The 17,679-nt window shown below is 61.0% G+C and carries 16 protein-coding genes; 6 read left to right on the forward strand and 10 right to left on the reverse strand.

The window, feature by feature from the left end:
* Nucleotides 1-125 precede the first annotated feature (125 nt).
* Entirely contained in the window at nucleotides 126-593 is a 468-nt protein-coding gene (locus M1D97_RS09640) for a pilin (protein WP_456267528.1), read from the reverse strand.
* Between the two features lie 188 nt (nucleotides 594-781).
* On the opposite strand from M1D97_RS09640, the gene pilB reads away from it, so the two are divergent.
* From pilB to M1D97_RS09665, 5 genes are read left to right on the forward strand one after another with little or no spacing between them, the layout of a single operon-like run.
* Nucleotides 782-2,515 carry a type IV-A pilus assembly ATPase PilB gene (gene pilB, locus M1D97_RS09645; protein WP_456267529.1) on the forward strand — a complete coding sequence of 578 codons (1,734 nt, stop codon included), beginning with the start codon at nucleotides 782-784 and terminating at the stop codon, nucleotides 2,513-2,515.
* An 8-nt stretch (nucleotides 2,516-2,523) separates the two neighbouring features.
* Nucleotides 2,524-3,765, forward strand: coding sequence for a type II secretion system F family protein (locus M1D97_RS09650; RefSeq protein ID WP_456267530.1), 1,242 nt, complete (start codon nucleotides 2,524-2,526; stop codon nucleotides 3,763-3,765).
* A gap of 7 nt (nucleotides 3,766-3,772) precedes the next feature.
* The gene (locus M1D97_RS09655) at nucleotides 3,773-4,645 is read left to right on the forward strand and encodes a prepilin peptidase (RefSeq protein ID WP_456267531.1); all 873 of its coding nucleotides are present in this window, start codon (nucleotides 3,773-3,775) and stop codon (nucleotides 4,643-4,645) included.
* Nucleotides 4,646-4,694: 49 nt separating this feature from the next.
* Nucleotides 4,695-5,306: a dephospho-CoA kinase gene (gene coaE / locus M1D97_RS09660; RefSeq protein ID WP_456267532.1), complete on the forward strand. Its 612-nt coding sequence runs from the start codon at nucleotides 4,695-4,697 to the stop codon at nucleotides 5,304-5,306.
* Complete coding sequence (locus M1D97_RS09665) at nucleotides 5,299-5,517, forward strand: DNA gyrase inhibitor YacG (RefSeq protein ID WP_456267533.1); 219 nt, start codon at nucleotides 5,299-5,301, stop codon at nucleotides 5,515-5,517. The genes coaE and M1D97_RS09665 overlap by 8 nt, the downstream gene beginning before the upstream one ends.
* 99 nt (nucleotides 5,518-5,616) lie before the next feature.
* Here M1D97_RS09665 and M1D97_RS09670 read toward each other — a convergent pair whose 3' ends face one another.
* From M1D97_RS09670 to M1D97_RS09685, 4 genes are all read right to left on the reverse strand, one after another.
* Nucleotides 5,617-6,561 carry a Nudix family hydrolase gene (locus M1D97_RS09670; RefSeq protein ID WP_456267534.1) on the reverse strand — a complete coding sequence of 315 codons (945 nt, stop codon included), beginning with the start codon at nucleotides 6,559-6,561 and terminating at the stop codon, nucleotides 5,617-5,619.
* Between the two features lie 101 nt (nucleotides 6,562-6,662).
* Entirely contained in the window at nucleotides 6,663-7,871 is a 1,209-nt protein-coding gene (argJ, locus tag M1D97_RS09675) for a bifunctional glutamate N-acetyltransferase/amino-acid acetyltransferase ArgJ (protein WP_456267535.1), read from the reverse strand.
* 75 nt (nucleotides 7,872-7,946) lie between these two features.
* Nucleotides 7,947-10,694, reverse strand: coding sequence for a preprotein translocase subunit SecA (secA, locus tag M1D97_RS09680; protein WP_456267536.1), 2,748 nt, complete (start codon nucleotides 10,692-10,694; stop codon nucleotides 7,947-7,949).
* A 30-nt stretch (nucleotides 10,695-10,724) separates the two neighbouring features.
* A complete protein-coding gene (locus tag M1D97_RS09685) occupies nucleotides 10,725-11,075 on the reverse strand; it encodes a hypothetical protein (protein WP_456267537.1) in 351 nt (116 codons plus the stop codon).
* A 64-nt stretch (nucleotides 11,076-11,139) separates the two neighbouring features.
* Here M1D97_RS09685 and M1D97_RS09690 point away from each other — a divergent pair, with 64 nt between their 5' ends.
* Nucleotides 11,140-11,610 carry a DUF721 domain-containing protein gene (locus tag M1D97_RS09690; protein WP_456267538.1) on the forward strand — a complete coding sequence of 157 codons (471 nt, stop codon included), beginning with the start codon at nucleotides 11,140-11,142 and terminating at the stop codon, nucleotides 11,608-11,610.
* Between the two features lie 94 nt (nucleotides 11,611-11,704).
* Here M1D97_RS09690 and lpxC read toward each other — a convergent pair whose 3' ends face one another.
* From lpxC to murC, 5 genes are all read right to left on the reverse strand, one after another.
* A complete protein-coding gene (gene lpxC / locus M1D97_RS09695; RefSeq protein ID WP_456267539.1) occupies nucleotides 11,705-12,616 on the reverse strand; it encodes a UDP-3-O-acyl-N-acetylglucosamine deacetylase in 912 nt (303 codons plus the stop codon).
* Between the two features lie 152 nt (nucleotides 12,617-12,768).
* Entirely contained in the window at nucleotides 12,769-13,953 is a 1,185-nt protein-coding gene (gene ftsZ, locus M1D97_RS09700; protein ID WP_456267540.1) for a cell division protein FtsZ, read from the reverse strand.
* Between the two features lie 33 nt (nucleotides 13,954-13,986).
* Nucleotides 13,987-15,270, reverse strand: coding sequence for a cell division protein FtsA (gene ftsA / locus M1D97_RS09705; RefSeq protein WP_456267541.1), 1,284 nt, complete (start codon nucleotides 15,268-15,270; stop codon nucleotides 13,987-13,989).
* A gap of 197 nt (nucleotides 15,271-15,467) precedes the next feature.
* A complete protein-coding gene (locus tag M1D97_RS09710; RefSeq protein WP_456267542.1) occupies nucleotides 15,468-16,193 on the reverse strand; it encodes a cell division protein FtsQ/DivIB in 726 nt (241 codons plus the stop codon).
* A gap of 43 nt (nucleotides 16,194-16,236) precedes the next feature.
* Nucleotides 16,237-17,661, reverse strand: a complete 1,425-nt coding sequence (gene murC, locus M1D97_RS09715; RefSeq protein WP_456270204.1) for a UDP-N-acetylmuramate--L-alanine ligase — start codon at nucleotides 17,659-17,661, stop codon at nucleotides 16,237-16,239.
* Nucleotides 17,662-17,679: the final 18 nt, after the last annotated feature.

Raw genomic sequence — 17,679 nt, forward strand, 5'->3', positions numbered from 1 at the left:
GCATCGCATCCAGAGTGATCAACGGGTGCGCGCTACTATAGCGGTTCGAGGAAAGTGACGCAGCCGTGAAGGCTTATAAAAACAAAAGCCGGCGCGGGGCCGGCTTTGGATGTTCAGACTATCAATTATTGTGTGACAGTAGTAGTATCGCCTCCGCTATTCTCACAACCGCGCGGCTTATATTCGGGAGCAACATTCGTAGTACAGTCCCAGACACCATTCTCTGTTCTCGAAAGCTTGATATGTTTGCTTCGTAAGCTCGAATTAGCCCCTGTATCGAAATCCAGCTGAACAGAAGCTACTCCAGTGTTATCTGAGTTATCCTCTGGAACAGTTAGAGTGCCCAGTTTTACCTGGTCATTGGTAAGTCCGATAAAACCTCTGTTATCTGGCGTAATACTGATCGACTCCCCGCGAAGGACAGCCTCCTCGATTGCGGTTTGCGTACCCCGAATTGAAGCCAGCCCCGAAGCTACCTCGGACCTTGCCACATAGTCCTGATAGCGCGGCACGGCAATGGCCGCCAGTACGCCGATGATGGCGACCACGATCATCAGCTCGATCAACGTAAAACCACCCTGCCTGCCCGCCATTGACGTGTCCTTCCTGGTTGAATGCATGTGTTCCTGTTCGTCCAACAGGATAACGGTATATTTTGCGTCCTTTCATCAAGGAACGCAGAGCCCTTAACGACAAAATCACCGGGAACTTTAGAGAAACGAACGCCCGCCGATAATCTGTACCAGGTCACTATTTCTTCTCGTCACAGGGATTAGCGTGCATGTCGGATGCCCTTACTCAGCTCTCTTCCAACCCCCTGCGCAGTCTCGCCCATCAGCTGGTCGAGGATGGCCTGCTGGAGGCGGACCAGGCGCTGGCGCTGGAAGCTCAGGCGCATCAGGAGAAGCGCGCGCTGCTCAGGGTCATCACCGAAGAGGCCGGCGTGTCACAGCGCGATGCCCTGCAGAGTGCCGGCTGGGCCTTCGGCCTGGGCTGTGTCGATCTGGATGCCGTGGCGGTCGCACGCCTGCCGCCGCTGCAGGGGCTGCCGGAAGCCATGCTCCGCCGGCTGGGTGCCCTGCCCCTGATACGTCAGGAGCGCTGCCTGATCGTGGCGGTGGACGATCCCTCCTGTCTGCCCATACTGGATGAGCTGCAGTTCGCCGTCGGCATGAGCGTGGAAGGCGTGCTGGCACCAGCCGACCAGCTCGTCTCAAAACTCGAGCAATATCTGGAGGTTCATGGCGAGGGCGCGCTGGCGCTGCTGGAGGGGCAAAATGCCATCGAGACGCTGGCGCTCGAGGAGGGAGACATTGCCGATCACGACGAGGATGCCTCCTTTCAGTCCAGTGACGATGCGCCGGTGGTGCGTTTCGTCAAACAGATCCTGCTGGACGGCATTCGCCGGGGTGCCTCTGATATCCATTTCGAGCCGTTCGAAGAGACCTTTCGCATCCGCTTTCGCATCGACGGCATTCTCATGGAGGCCTCTCGCCCCCCGGCCCAGCTTCGTCAGCGTATCGCAGCACGCATCAAGGTCATGGCGAAGCTGGACATCTCGGAGCGACGCCTGCCCCAGGATGGCAACGTCCGACTGAAGCTGTCGACCCGGCGTCATGTCGAGTTTCGCGTCAACACGCTGCCAACGCTTTTTGGCGAAAAGATCGTCATGCGTCTTCTGGACCCGGACAACGCGCGCATGGGCATCGATGCGCTGGGTTTCACATCGGCCCAGCGCACTATCTTTGAACAGGCGATCGCCCAGCCCCAGGGCATGATCCTGGTCACCGGGCCCACCGGCAGCGGCAAGACCGTAACGCTCTATACCGCGCTCAATCTGCTCAATACCGAAGCACGTAACATCGCAACCGCCGAGGACCCGGTCGAGATCAAGCTGGAAGGTATCAATCAGGTCAACGTTCGCCCGCAGATCGGTTTCGACTTTGCCGCCGCCCTGCGCGCCTTTTTACGTCAGGACCCCGACGTGGTGATGGTGGGCGAGATTCGCGACCTGGAAACGGCAGAGGTCGCCATCAAGGCCGCCCAGACCGGGCATTTGGTGCTGTCGACGCTGCATACCAACTCGGCCGCCGAGACCCTGACCCGACTGGGCAACATGGGGGTGGCAGGCTTCAACATTGCCACATCGACCAGTCTGATCATCGCCCAGCGGCTGGCGCGTCGGCTGTGCCAGCGCTGCCGCCGGCCGGTCACCCTGCCGCGCGAGGTGCTCAAGCATCAGGGTCTTGAGGACGATGACATTGATCGGGCCACGCTGTATCAGGCCGTGGGATGCGAACACTGCACCCATGGCTACCGGGGGCGCGTGGGCATCTATGAAATGGTGCCCGTCTCCCGGGACATGAGTCATCTAATCATGCAGGATGCCGGCGCCATGGCACTGGCAGAGCAGGCAAAACGTGAAGGCCATCAGGACCTGCGCCGTAGTGGTCTTGAAAAGGTAGTGGCAGGCCTGACCACCCTGGAAGAACTCAACCGCATCATTCGGGAGTAAACCGCACCATGGCGCCTTCTGCCCTGTCAAAGCGCTCGACCGCTGCCGTCAGTGATGCCGTGACCTTTCGCTGGATGGGCAAGAATGCCCGTGGCGAGCGGGTCAGAGGAGAGATGCACGGCGCCAGTGAGCATGACATTCGCCGTCAGCTGTCCTCGCAGGGCATTATCGTGACCCGCCTGAGCCGCAAACGCGCCCTGCCGGGCATGGGGCATCGCATCAGGGGAGAGGACATCACGCTGTTTGCCCGCCAGATGGCCACCCTGATCCGCGCAGGCGTGCCTCTTTTGCAGTCTCTGGAGTCGGTGGCCAATGGCACCAGTCGACCGGCGATGCGCCATTTCATCGAGACGCTCAAGCAGGACGTGTCGAGCGGCATGAGTTTCTCCGGTGCCCTGGCGGCGCACCCGCGCCACATCGATCAGCTCTTCGTTCATCTGATCGAAGCCGGCGAACAGGCCGGCGCTCTCGATCGCATGCTCGATCGCGTGGCCACTCACAAGGAGCGCCTTGATCACCTCAGGGCACGCGTGCGCAAGGCACTCTATTATCCGGCGGCCGTGGTCGCCGTGGGCATCGGGGTGACCGCGCTGCTGCTGATCAAGGTCGTACCCCAGTTTGAAAACATGTTTGCAAGCTTTGGTGCCGAACTGCCGGCCCCCACCCGACTGACCATCGCGCTGTCGGAAGCGGCCCAGCACTTCTGGTGGCAGGTGCTTCTGGCGACTGCGGCCGCTGGACTGCTGACGCGACGCCTGTTGAAACGCTCGCCGGCCCTGGCCTTTCAGGCCAGCCGACTGATGCTCAGACTCCCCGTTCTGGGACCGGTCATCGAGCGCGCCGCCATTGCGCGCTTTTCCAGAACGCTTGCCACCACCTTTGCCGCCGGCGTGCCCCTGATGTCGGCGCTGGAAACCGCCGGCGGCGTTTGCGGCAATCCGGTCTTCGAGCAGGCCATCGAGCGCGTGCGTCAGGACGTCAGCGCCGGTCAACAGCTCCACTTTGCCATGCGCACCACGGGGCTTTTCACGCCCATGACCCTGCAGATGATCGCCATCGGCGAGGAGTCCGGCTCGCTGGAGGCCATGCTGAACCGGGTGGCCGATTTCTACGACACGGAGGTTGAACACCGGGTCGATACGCTCACCACCCTGATGGAGCCCCTGATCATCGTGGTTCTCGGCGCGCTGGTCGGCGGTGTCGTGGTGTCGATGTATCTCCCTGTATTCGACCTTGGCAGCGCCATATAGGACACCCATGATGCCGTCACTGACCGATCCCCTGTCGCTGCTGTTCATCGCCCTGCTGGCCCTGACGCTGGGCAGCTTTCTCAACGTCGTGATCGCCCGGCTGCCCGTCATGCTGTCGCGACAATGGGCGCGGGAAGCGCATCAGATGCTGGGCCAGACACCGCCGACGCAGACGCCCTGCAACCTGCTTCTGCCGCGCTCTCGCTGCCCCGAATGCGCAAGCACCATCGCCTGGCATGACAATCTGCCGTTGCTGGGCTATCTGAAACGCCGCGGACGCTGTGCGCAGTGTCGATGCCGCATCAGCGTGCAGTATCCGCTGGTCGAGGCGGCGAGCCTTGTGCTGATACTCTGGATCGTGTGGCATGACGGCATGACGGTGGATAGCGCGGCGCTGACGCTGGCCTGCCTGACGCTACTGGCACTGGCCGTCATCGATCTGCGCACCCTGCTGCTGCCGGATGTCTTGACCCTGCCGCTGCTGTGGGGCGGGCTTTTGTATCAGCTGATTGCCTATCCCGACCGGCTGGCCGATGCCGTCGCGGGTGCGGCTGCCGGCTACGGCATCGCGTGGGGATTTTACTGGTGCTTCCGGCTGGTCACCGGCCGTGAGGGGCTGGGTCGGGGAGATTTCAAGCTGCTGGCAGCGCTGGGGGCCTGGTGTGGCTGGCAGACCCTGCCGCTGATACTGGTTCTCTCGGCCACCGCCGGCGCCGTACTGGGTATCGCCCTGCAGCTGTTGCTGCCCCGTCTGCGGGGCGCGCCCATGCCCTTTGGCCCCTTTCTGAGTGCAGCCGGCATGCTGGTTTTGCTGGGAGGTGACAGGGTGATCGAGCTGTATTACAACGTTATCGGCCTTGCTACGATCCAACCATCATGAACACATTTGTCGCCTCCGGGCATGACAACAGCTATTCGTGGGAGCTCTCATGCTGATTATCGGCCTGACCGGTGGCATCGCCGCCGGCAAGACCACCATCGCCGAGGCCTTCGCGCGGCGCGGCGCAGCCTGGGTCGATGTGGATCATCTGGCGCGCGAGGTGGTGATGCCCGGCGAGGCCGCCCTGGCCGACATTCGCGACCGCTTTGGCGATGGCGTCATGACAGCGCATGGCGAACTGAATCGGGCAGCACTGCGTCAGATCATCTTTGATGACCCCGACGCCCGCCAGGAGCTCGAGGCCATGACCCACCCGCGCATTCGCGACAGGCTGATGGAACGTCTCGAGACGCTCACCGGCCCTTACGCCCTGCTGGTCTCTCCGCTGCTGCTGGAGACCGATCAGCATCAGCTGGTCAACCGGATTCTGGTGATCGATGTGCCGCCCGAAGAGCAGATCAGAAGAACCTGCGAGCGCGACGGTGTACCGGAATCGCAGGCCCGTGCCATCGTGGAGGCTCAGATGTCACGTAACCGGCGACTTGCCAGCGCCGATGACGTTATCGACAATGTTGGCAGCTTTCACGCCGTCGATGCCTGCATCGACCGGCTTGATCTTTTCTATCGCCAGCTTGCCAGCCAGTACAACGCCCATGAATGACGAGACAAAAACCCCTGTAGTGCCCTGCCCCCAGTGCGGCAAGCGGCTTTACTGGACCAGCGATAATCCCTGGCGCCCGTTTTGCTCCAAACGCTGCAAAACGCTCGATCTGGGGGCCTGGGCAGACGAGTCCAACCGCATTGCCGGTGAGCCGGCCATGGATGACGCCAGCCTGGATGAGCTCATGAACCGCATCGAACGCGGCGACTGACGACCACGGCACGGGCCATGACCGTGACACGATGGCCGAATGACAAGGGCCGCCCCGATGGGGCGGCCCTTGCGACAGCAAGCATTGATGTCAGCCGGATCAGCGCCAGAACTCGCGGATCGAGGCGATCCCCTGCGCCCCCACGGCGCGGGCCCGATCGCCGTCGTCACGCGAGGTCCCACCCAGGGCGTAGACCGGCATGGTGACCTCCTCGACCATCTGCTGCAGATCGTGCCAGCCGATGGTGATGGCGCCCGGGTGGCTGGGCGTGTCACGCACCGGCGAGAGCGTGACGAAATCGCAGCCCAGCCGCTGCGCCTGGGCCAGCTGCTCGTCGTTGTGTGTGGACGCCGCCAGCCACTTGTCATCCGCCACGGGGCGCTGCGTCAGGGCCATCAGCTCCTGGCTGGGCAGATGCAGCCCGTCAGCACCCACGGCGTGGAAGGTCTCCAGCGAACAGTTGAGTATCAGCGAGGCACCATGCTCGCGGCATTTTGTCAGCGCCCGCTCGGCGCGGGCCCGATAGGCACTGTCGTCCAGGTCGTGCGCCCTCAGCTGTACCAGCCTGATGCCGTCCTCCACCAGCGCGCGCTCGAGTCTGCGATCAAAATCGGCTTCGTCGTCGGCCTCTCCCGTGATCAGGTAGTCATGCGGCAGAGTGACGGCGCGGATGATGGGGCCATTGGCGGCCGGGAAGGCGTAGCGGCCCAGATCCTCGGGGCTGACCCAGCGCACGGCCTGGCCTTCACGTCCCCAGGGGTCGCCCTCGAAATCGTGCGTTTCCCAGACGTCGAGCAGAATATGCTTGTCGGGATATTCATGGTGAACGCGAATCAGGGGCTGGGCGCGCTGGATGCTGATGCCGAGCTCTTCGCGCAGCTCACGGCGCAGCGCTTCAAGCCCGGTTTCATAAGGGGCCAGCTTGCCGCCGGGAAATTCCCACAGTCCGCCCTGATCGGCAATCGATGGCCGCCGTGCAATCAGCACCTGGCCCTGATCGTTGAAAATGGCCGCAGCGGCGACATGTACCCTTCTTTTCGGCATGCTGGCATGACCTTTCATGATGCGTGAATATCAATCGGTAAGGGAGTGGCATGGTCCCCGCCACTCCGGGGTTATCAGCGACGACGCACCCGCGATGCGCGTCAGCTGCGATAATCGGCGTTGATGGAGACGTAATCATGGGACAGATCCGAGGTCCAGACCTGTTCCCGCGCCGTGCCACGTCCCAGATGAATTGTAATGGCAATCTCCTGCTCGGCCATCGCGGCAGCACCGGCTTCCTCGCGGTACTCCTCGGCGCGACCGCCCTGACGGGCGATGGTGACCCCATTGATATCGATCGCCACCTGACTGACATCGAAATCATCGATGGGGACCTTGCCCACGGCCATCAGCAGCCTGCCCCAGTTGGCATCGCTGGCATAAAGCGCTGTCTTGACCAGCGGTGAGTGCGCCACGCTGAAGGCCACGGCCAGCGCCTCCTCATCACTGGCTGCTTCTTCGATGGCGACCGTCACGAACTTGGTGGCGCCTTCGCCGTCACGCACGATGGCCTGCGCCAGCGTCAGCAGCACGTCATCAAGCGCCTCGCCAAACCGGGCCAGCGCCTCGTCGGTGTCAACGACAGCCCCCCGCCCCGTGGCCGCCAGCGTGCAGGCATCGTTGGTGGACGTATCGGAGTCGATGGTGATGCGATTGAAGCTGCGATCAACACTTTCCCGCAACAGTGTCTGCAGCGCGTCATGGGCAATGGCGGCATCGGTGACCACAAAGGCCAGCATGGTGGCCATGTTGGGGCAGATCATGCCGGCGCCCTTGGAGATGCCGTTGATGGTGACCGGCTGCCCCTCGATCATGATCGTGCGCGTGGCGCCCTTGGGACGCGTATCGGTGGTCATGATGCCTTCGGCGGCCGCCTGCCACTGCCCACCATCCAGCGAGGCCAGCGCCTCATCCAGCCCGCCCCGAATCCGCTCGACCGGCAGCGCCTCCCCGATTACGCCGGTGGAAAAGGGCAGCACCTGCTCCGGCAGCTGTCCGGTGCGTTCGGCGAGTGCGGCGCAGCAGGCCAGAGCGTCCCGCATGCCCTGTTCGCCGGTGCCGGCATTGGCATTGCCGGTGTTGATCAGCAGATAGCGCGGTGCGCCGTCTGCCAGGTGCCGCCGCGCCACATGCACCGGTGCGGCACAAAAGGCATTGCGGGTAAAGGTCGCGGCCACATGACTGCCCTCGGCCAGCTCGAAAATGACCAGATCGCGACGATCCGGCTGTTTGATGCCGGCCCGGGCGGAGCCCAGCCGCAGCCCTTCGATGCCGGGCATATCGGGAAAATGTGCTTCACCTACCGCCATGACCACTGCCCTCTGCTGTTCATGTTGCCTGCCCGGGGCAGGTACGGCCGCCGGGCGGGACTACGATGCCAATGACTATTGGTTGAGACTGCCATGGCAGTGCTTGTACTTTTTGCCCGAGCCACACGGGCAGGGATCGTTGCGCCCTACCTTCGGCTCATCACGCCGTACGGTCGGGTTCTGCACGGCGTCGGCTGCGGCCACCGCTTCCTCGCTGACCTCGGGCGCCGGCACATCTTCATGCGCGACATCGGTGCGCGTCATCTCGCTGACCTGCTGCTCACGCTGCAGGTTCTCGCGACGCTCGCGCTCGAGCGTTTCGGGATCCGCCTGCTGGCGCACCTGAACATGGCTGAGGATGCGCACCACATCGGATTTGATGTTGTGCAACAGCGTCTGAAACAGCTCGAAGGATTCGCGCTTGTACTCCTGCTTGGGGTTTTTCTGCGCGTAGCCGCGCAGGTGAATGCCGCGGCGCAGATGGTCCATCGACTGCAGGTGCTCCTTCCAGCGGGTATCGAGTACCTGAAGCATCACCTGCTTTTCAAAGCGGCGCATGGTTTCATCACCGACACTTTCTTCCTTCGCCGCCCATGCCTGACGCAACTGTTCGTGCAGGCGCTCGCGCAGCATCTCTTCATGGAAGTCTTCGTCCTCGCGCGCCCAGGTCGTGACCGGTGCGTCGAGATTGAACTCCTGGCGCAGATGCTCTTCGAGACCGGGCAGGTCCCACTGCTCGGCCAGGCTCTGGGGCGGGACATAGCTCGAGATGGCGTAATCGAGCATCTCGACACGCAGCCCCTGAACGTTGTCGGAGACGTTGTCGGAGGCCAGAATATCGTCGCGCTGTTCATAGACGACGCGACGCTGGTCATTGGCCACGTCATCATATTCCAGCAACTGCTTGCGCATGTCGAAGTTGCGCCCTTCAACCTTGCGCTGCGCGCGCTCTACCGCGTTGCTGACCATCTTGTGCTCGATGGCCTCACCCTTTTCAAGGCCCAGCACGCCCATCATCTTCTGCACCCGCTCGGACCCGAACAGACGCATCAGATTGTCTTCCAGTGACAGGAAAAAGCGGGTGGAGCCCGGGTCGCCCTGACGACCGGAACGACCGCGCAGCTGGTTGTCGATACGACGCGATTCGTGACGCTCGCTGCCGATCACATGCAGGCCGCCCGCTTCGATCACCGCATCATGGCGCTTTTGCCATTCGGCCCTGATCGCTTCGACGGCGGCGTCATTCGGCTCGTCCAGCGCGGCCACCTCGGACTCCCAGTTGCCCCCCAGCATGATGTCGGTACCGCGCCCGGCCATGTTGGTGGCGATGGTCACCGCGCCCGGCCGACCGGCCTGAGCGATGACCTCTGCTTCACGGTCGTGCTGCTTGGCGTTGAGCACGTTGTGGGCAAGCTGCTGCTTGCGCATCATTTCGGAAAGCACCTCGGAGCTTTCGATCGAGGCTGTACCGACCAGTATCGGCCGGCCTTCGGCCTGCTTCTCCTTGATGTCTTCAATGATGGCCTCGAACTTCTCCTCGGTGGTCATGAAGATCAGATCGTTGAGGTCCTTGCGCGCCCGCGGCTTGTTGGTCGGGATGACCAGCACGTCCAGGTCATAGATCTGACGAAACTCGAAGGCTTCGGTATCGGCGGTACCGGTCATGCCCGAAAGCTTGTCGTAAAGGCGGAAATAGTTCTGGAAGGTGGTGGAAGCCAGCGTCTGGCTCTCCTTCTGGATCTCCACGTTCTCCTTGGCTTCCACCGCCTGGTGAAGCCCTTCCGACCAGCGCCGTCCCTGCATGGTACGTCCGGTGTGCTCATCGACGATGATGACCTCACCCTTGGTGACCACATAATCCACGTCACGCTGGAACAGATGCTTGGCTCTCAGAGCCGCCGAAACATGGTGCAAAAGCCCCAGATTATGCGCGGCATACAGCGAGTCTTCCTCGGGCAGCAGACTGGCCTGACGCAAAATCGCTTCGATCTCGTTGTGACCGCGCTCGGTCAGCTCGATCTGCTTTTGCTTCTCATCGATGATGAAATCGCCGGTTTCCGGATCCTCGGGATCCTCGCTGGGGACCAGCGGGGCGACCAGCTGATGAATGGTGCGATAGATATCGACGTTTTCATCCACGGGCCCCGAAATGATCAGCGGCGTGCGCGCCTCATCGATCAGAATCGAATCCACTTCGTCGATAATGGCGTAGTGGAGCTTGCGCTGAACCTTGTCGGCCTGCGAAAAGGCCATGTTGTCGCGCAGATAGTCAAAGCCGTATTCGTTGTTGGTGCCGTAGGTGATGTCGCAGGCGTAGGCGCTGCGCTTGTCACGCGGCTGCTGGCCGGCGTAGATAACGCCTACCGACAGCCCCAGAAATTCATACAGCGGTCGCATCCAGTCCGCATCACGGCGCGCCAGATAGTCGTTGACCGTGACCACGTGCACGCCCAGCCCCGGCAGCGCGTTGAGATAAACGGCAAGCGTTGCCACCAGCGTCTTGCCCTCGCCGGTCTTCATCTCGGCAATACGGCCTTCATTGAGGGCCATGCCGCCGATCATCTGGACATCGAACTGACGCATGCCCATGACGCGCCGAGTCGCTTCCCGCACTGTGGCAAAGGCTTCGGGCAGCAGCTTGTCGAGCGTCTCGCCATTGGCCAGACGCTCGCGAAAAACGGCCGTCTGCTGCTGCAGCGTTTGATCGTCAAGCGCGCCAATGGACTCTTCCAGTGCATTGATTCGTGTCACTGTCTTGCGCATGCGTCTGATTTCACGGTCGTTCTTGCTGCCGACCATCTTGCGTAACAGCGTATTCAGCATCTCTTTATCCTGTGTCGTCGTGTCATGTCCTTAACCAGTGCGATGACACGTCGAAGGCGGGCCGCGGCGCGACAGCACATCGTGCCCTGCCGCCATGCCAAGCCAGGGGCGAGCAGGCAGCACCGTGCGCACGATCACCGTCAGGGCCGCCGGCAAACTCCAGAAGCGTACGACCAGTCGTCTCAGGCGATAGCGACGACGCGACTCGGCGCGGATATGTTCCGGCAAATGAAAGCAGATCCGGATCAGTCGGGCCGTCGCACCGTCAAAGCGCGTCTCTGCCATGCCCATCGGCAAAAGACAGCCGATCAGAATGCCGGCCAGCCACCATCGGGTCCTGAACCCCCGTGGCAGACGGAATGTGCGAGCGGGATGGGTCATGCTGTCAATCTGAGGATCAGCCGTGATAAATTGGCGCCATTATTGATGATCGCGCGGCAGGGCCATGAGTATAAAGGGTAAAGGAGTACGCGCCCAGCCCGTGGGGCAATTGTTACGCAATCGCGGTGCCCTGGGACCGCTGGTACATACGGCGGGCGTTCTTCTCGAGGCGCAGGAGCATCTTCTCAAGGCCCTGCCCGATGAACTCGGCAATCACGTACGCGTCGGCGGTTATCATGAGGGTCACCTGACGCTGATGACCGATCGCGCGGTCTGGCTGACGTGGCTGCGCTTTGAACGTCAGCGGCTGCTGACCCTGCTGCGACAGCTTCCCGCCTTTCATGATCTTGCGGGCCTGACCTTCAAGGTGCGCCCCATCCGGCCCGTTTATACTCCGACGGCCCGGAGGCGTGAACTACCGGAGACGGCGGCCTCGCAGCTTCGCGACTGTGCCCGCGACACGACCCATCCCCGCCTTAAAAAATCCCTTGAGCGACTGGCCTCACACTCGCCTGCGCAACAGGACAGCGAATAATCCATCATCACTGACGGCGCTGACAAAAAAGGCACCGATCGAGGACCGGTGCCTTTGTATGCTGTTGAATGGCCCTGTGGCGTCACCCGCAGGGTTACATGGCCATGGCCGGCTCGGAATAGGAAATCGGCGAAGTTTCACGATCCTCGAAGGTCACGATTTCAAAGGCATCCTGATGCTGAAGCAGGGCGCGCACCAGCTGGTTGTTGAGCCCGTGGCCGGACTTGTAGCCGCGGAATTCACCGATCAGGCTATAGCCCAACTGGTAGAGATCGCCGATGGCATCAAGTACCTTGTGGCGTACGAACTCGTCTTCGTAGCGAAGACCGTCTTCGTTGAGAATACGATACTCATCGACCACGATAGCGTTGTCGAGACTTCCCCCCAGCGCCAGATTCTGCGAACGCAAAAACTCGATATCACGCATGAAACCAAAGGTTCGTGCGCGACTGACCTCCTTGACAAAGGAGGTCGTCGAGAAATCGACGCTGGTAGTCTGCTTCTGACTGGCAAAGACAGGATGATCGAAATCAATGGCAAAGCTGACCTTGAAGCCGTCATGCGGCAGGAAGGTGGCGTACTTGTCGCCATCCTTGACCGTCAGCTCCTGCTTGATGCGGATAAACTTCTTGGCCGCTTCCTGTTCGGCAATGCCTGCCGACTGGATCAGGAAAACAAACGGGCCGGCGCTGCCATCCATGATGGGCACTTCAGGCTCGCTGAGATCGACGAAGGCGTTGTCGATGCCCAGGCCCGCAAAGGCCGACATCAGATGCTCAACGGTCGCAACACGGACATTGTCCATCGCGACAGCGGTACACATGGTCGTGAAGTGGACATTTTCCGGGTGCGCCGGGATGCGGACCACCGGATCGAGATCGGTACGGACAAACACGATCCCGGTGTTGACCGGCGCCGGGCGCAGCGTCAGGTAAACCTTTTTACCCGAGTGCAGGCCCACGCCTGTCGCACGAATGGTGTTCTGTAATGTTCTTTGGCGGATCATAGTCTGGGCTACCAGGCAGGAAACATTCAAACAGTTGTTTATATGATAACAGTTCCCTTTGGGTTCGACAACGAACAGTGTTCGATTAGTCGATTGTTATATCTTTATTGCTCCCACAAAATCGGGCGGCCCGAAAGGGCCGCCCGATCCAGTCAATCTGCCTTACGACGCAAAAAGGCCGGAATATCCAGATAATCATCCATTTCCTGCGACTGCTGACGTCGCTCACGGGAAGCCTTCTGCTGCTCCTTTTCCTTCTCCTTTTCACGCGAGGCGGCCTGCTGCTGGCGTGACACGGCCGGCTGACGTGCCATGCGACGATAGTCGGCCTGCTCGCTTCGGGAGGTCTGCGTCTGGCGTGGCGCCGCCTTTTCGACACGACCGTCAAGCCCTGCCGCCACAACGGTCACGCGCAGATCGTCGGTCATTTCCATATCGATGGCGGTACCGACCACGATGGTGGCGTCCTGAGACGCAAATTCCTGCACCGTGGCGCCCACATCGTTGAACTCACCGATGGAAAGATCCGGGCCGGCCGTGATGTTGACCAGAATACCGCGCGCACCGTTGAGATCGATATCTTCCAGCAGTGGGCTGCGAATGGCCTTCTCGGCCGCTTCCCGAGCGCGATTTTCGCCCATGGCCGTGCCGGTCCCCATCATGGCCATGCCCATTTCGGACATCACCGTACGAACGTCGGCAAAGTCGACGTTGATAATACCCGGGCTGGTAATCAGCTCTGCGATGCCCTGAACGGCACCCAGAAGGACATCATTGGCCGCGCTGAAGGCTGTCAGCAGGCTGGCATTCTTGCCCAGTACCGTCAGCAGTTTTTCATTGGGGATGGTGATCAGCGAGTCGACATGCTCGGAGAGCTCCTTCATGCCTTCTTCGGCAGCCCGCTGACGCTTGGGTCCCTCGAAGGGGAAGGGGCGGGTAACCACCGCCACGGTCAGAATGCCCAGCTCCTTGGCCACCTGCGCGACCACAGGCGCACCGCCGGTACCGGTACCACCCCCCATACCGGCGGTAATGAACACCATGTCAGCACCCTGCAGGAGCTCGGCAATGCGTTCGCGATCCTCCATGGCGGCCTGACGGCCGACTTCGGGGTTTGCCCCGGCACCCAATCCCTTGGTAATTTCACTACCCAGCTGCAAAACGGTCTTGGCAGCAACTCGCTTGAGCGCCTGCGCATCGGTATTCGCGCAGATGAATTCAACGCCTTCGATATTGCTTTCGACCATGTGATTGACAGCGTTGCCGCCGCCACCACCCACGCCGATTACCTTGATTACCGCGCTGCTGGATGGCGCATTGTCTACAAGCTCAAACATAACCCCGTCTCCTGGACCGCCAAGGCAGTCCTGTCAGAAATTTCCTTTTAACCAGCCCTTGATCCGCGTAATGGTTGAGGAGAGCCGCTCGTTGTCCTGGCGCTCGGACTGGTAACGTCTTGGCTGCTCTTCCCGGCGGGGTTGGGCCGTGGAACGCGAGTAGCGAGAATATTTCATGCCGTAGAGTAACAAACCAACGCCGGTCGAATAAATTGGATTGCGCACGACATCCGCCAGCCCCCGCACATTCTGCGGACAGGCAATGCGCACCGGCATGTGAAATATCTCTTCTGCCAGCTCACCCACCCCTTCCATTCTTGACGTACCGCCTGTCAACACGATACCGGCAGCCACCAGATCTTCATACCCGCTGCGCCGAAGCTCATCGCGCACCAGGGTAAAAAGTTCTTCATAACGTGGCTCGACCACCTCGGCCAGATGCTGTCTGGAAAGATCGCGCGCCGGACGATCGCCGACACTGGGCACCTTGATCATTTCATCGCTGGATGCCAGCTGCGTCAGTGCGCAGGCATACTTGACCTTGATGTCTTCTGCATACTGGGTCGGCGTTCGCAGCGCCATGGCAATATCATTGGTGACCTGATCGCCGGCAATGGGGATGACCGCGGTATGTCGAATGGCCCCTTCGGTGAAGACGGCAATATCGGTGGTTCCCCCGCCAATATCCACCATGCACACCCCCAGCTCGCGCTCATCCTCGGTCAGTACGGCATGGCTTGATGCCAGCTGTTCCAGAATAATGTCATCCACTTCCAGACCGCAGCGGCGAACACATTTTTCGATATTCTGGACGGCATTGAGCGCCGCGGTCACCAGATGTACCCGCGCCTCGAGGCGGACACCCGACATGCCAAGCGGCTCACGAATGCCTTCCTGGGTATCGATGGCATACTCCTGCGGCAATACATGCAGGATTCGCTGGCCTTCGGAGATGGCACGTGCCCGGGCGGAATCGATGACACGATCGATATCGGATGGCGCCACTTCCCGCTCCTTGATGGCGACAACGCCATCGGAATTCATGGAACTGATATGGCTGCCCGCGATACCGACATAGACGGAATGAATGTCGCATCCCGCCATGAGTTCGGCTTCTTCCACGGCGCGCTGGATCGATTGCACCGTGGATTCGATATTGATGACCACCCCCTTTTTCATGCCGTGCGAGGGGTGCGAACCGATGCCGGCAATTTCAATGCCGCCGTCATCAGTAGGCTGTCCAACGATGGCGACAACCTTGGATGTTCCGATATCCAGCCCGACTACCATATTGGAAGCGTTGGTTTCTCCTGCCATAGGTCGGGCCTACTCCCTGATCAACCTGTTAATACGCACAATTATCTCAATCGCATCCAATTAAAAAAGTAACTGGGGTAATTACGCGTTAATAATACTGAAAAGCCTTACCGAGAATACGGTGATTTTAAAGCGAAAGAAATACCCATTACCCGTCATTGCCCGTGTTTTTACGCAACTTAACGAGAAGGTTCCATTTATCCTTCTGAATTATCATCTTCGGCATCATTTTCACCGTGCCATGCCACGGACACACCGTTGGGATAACGCAGATCAACGTAGCGGATATCGTCACGACCTGCTGAAAGTCCACGCTGCCATGCCGTAATAAAACGCTCAAGCCGCATGTCCAGATCCGTACGCCCGAGCATGATCCAGAAGGCATTATCGAGCTGAACCCGCCAGGCGCCGCGCGGTTCGAGTCGCAATTGTGTAATGGTCATGCCCAGATTCGAAAACTGCTGTCTCAGCGCATCGTAGTAGGCCAGTACCTCGGGACCACTCCCCTGCGGGCCAGCCAGCCAGGGCCTGTCACCCACATCGCTGATGGGGCCGGCCGAAAAGGCCTCGCCCTGAGCATTGAGCAGGAATCCGTCATTCCACCACGCCACCGGGCGCTGCTCGTAAAGTTCGAACGTCAGCGTATCCGGCCACCGCCTCGACAGACGGACATCCTTGAGCCAGGGCACGTCGAGGGCCTCATTGCGCAACTCACCGATATCGACGGACAGCCAGCTCTGGCCGGCAATCAGCGGCGCCAGCTGGTCCTGCAGATAGGCGGCATTGACGTACTCCAGATCGCCCCTGATGGACACACGCTCGATGGGCTTGTCCAGCCAGACCCAGAGCGTGCGCCCGCCAGCCACCAGCAGCGCCACGATCAGTATCAGCCCCAGCAGGCGATTGGAGGTTGCCGTTGTCATCGCACGCCCTGCACCGAAGAGCCGATATGGAATACCCGAACCATTACAGGGTGGCTCCCTTGAGCCTGAGTTCACAGCGGGCCAGCGCCGTGCTGATACCGCCGATGTCGCCGGCGCCCTGAGTGATCAGGATATCGTTGTCGTCCAGCACGTTACTCAGTATGTCTACAAGCGCTTCACGACTTTCGACAAACAGCGGCGATGTCTGACCACGCTGACGGATCGACCCCGCCAGGGCCCGCGAATCGGCCCCCGTAATGGGCGCCTCTCCGGCGCTGTAAACATCCAGTAGCAGGAGCTGGTCGACCCCCGACAGCACCCGCACAAAATCCTCGTAGAGATCGTGGGTTCTGGAATAGCGATGCGGCTGATAGATCATGACCAGCCGCCGATCCGGCCAGCCCTCGCGAACCGCCTGAATCACCATCTCCACTTCGCGGGGATGATGGCCGTAGTCGTCTACCAGCATCACCGGCAGGGCGTTATCATCGCTGCCGTCAGGCAGGCGATAGTGTCCCTGCACCTGAAAGCGACGCCCCACACCGGCAAATCCTGCCAGTGCCTGAACGATCGAGGCATCACCGACCCCGGCATCCGTGGCCACCGCAATGGCCGCCATGGTATTGAGCGCGTTGTGGCGCCCGGGCATGCCCAGCCGGATGGCAAGCGGCGCATGCGGCGCCGGCCGACGCGCGGTAAACGAGATGGTATCGCCCTGCTGCGAAAACTCGGTAATGCGGTAATCGGCCTCTTCATCAAAGCCATAGGTGACGAACTGGCGCTGAACCCTGGGCAGCAGTTCACGCACAACAGGGTCATCCAGACAGACAATGGCCAGCCCGTAAAACGGCAGGTTGTGCATGAATTCGATGAAGGTGTCCTGAAGGCGCGCGAAGTCTCCCTCATAGGTGGCCATGTGATCGGCATCGATATTGGTCACGATGGCCGTCATGGGCTGAAGATGCAGAAAGGAGGCATCGGACTCGTCCGCTTCGGCGACCAGATAGTCGCCCTCTCCCAGCCGCGCGTTGCTGCCGGCACTGGTCAGCCGCCCGCCGATCACAAAGGTCGGATCCAGTCCGCCCTCGGCCAGCAGCGTCGCCGTCAGACTGGTAGTGGTGGTCTTGCCGTGGGTACCTGCCACGGCAATGCCGTGACGAAAGCGCATCAGCTCGGCGAGCATTTCCGCGCGGCGTACCACGGGGACGCGATGCTCACGCGCACGCATGACTTCCGGATTGGTCGGATCCACCGCAGTGGAGACCACCACCACATCGGCATCACGCACGTTCTCGCCGTGATGGCCGATGGCCACGCGGATGCCGCACTGTCGCAGGTGCGTCACGACCGGGGACTCGCGCAGGTCGCTACCGCTGACGCAGAACCCCTGATTGGCCAGCACCTCGGCAATACCGCACATGCCGGAACCACCGATGCCCACAAAATGAATACAGCGTATGCGGCGCATGCCGCTGCGTGCCTGTAC

This window comes from Kushneria sp. AK178 (genome assembly GCF_053903105.1).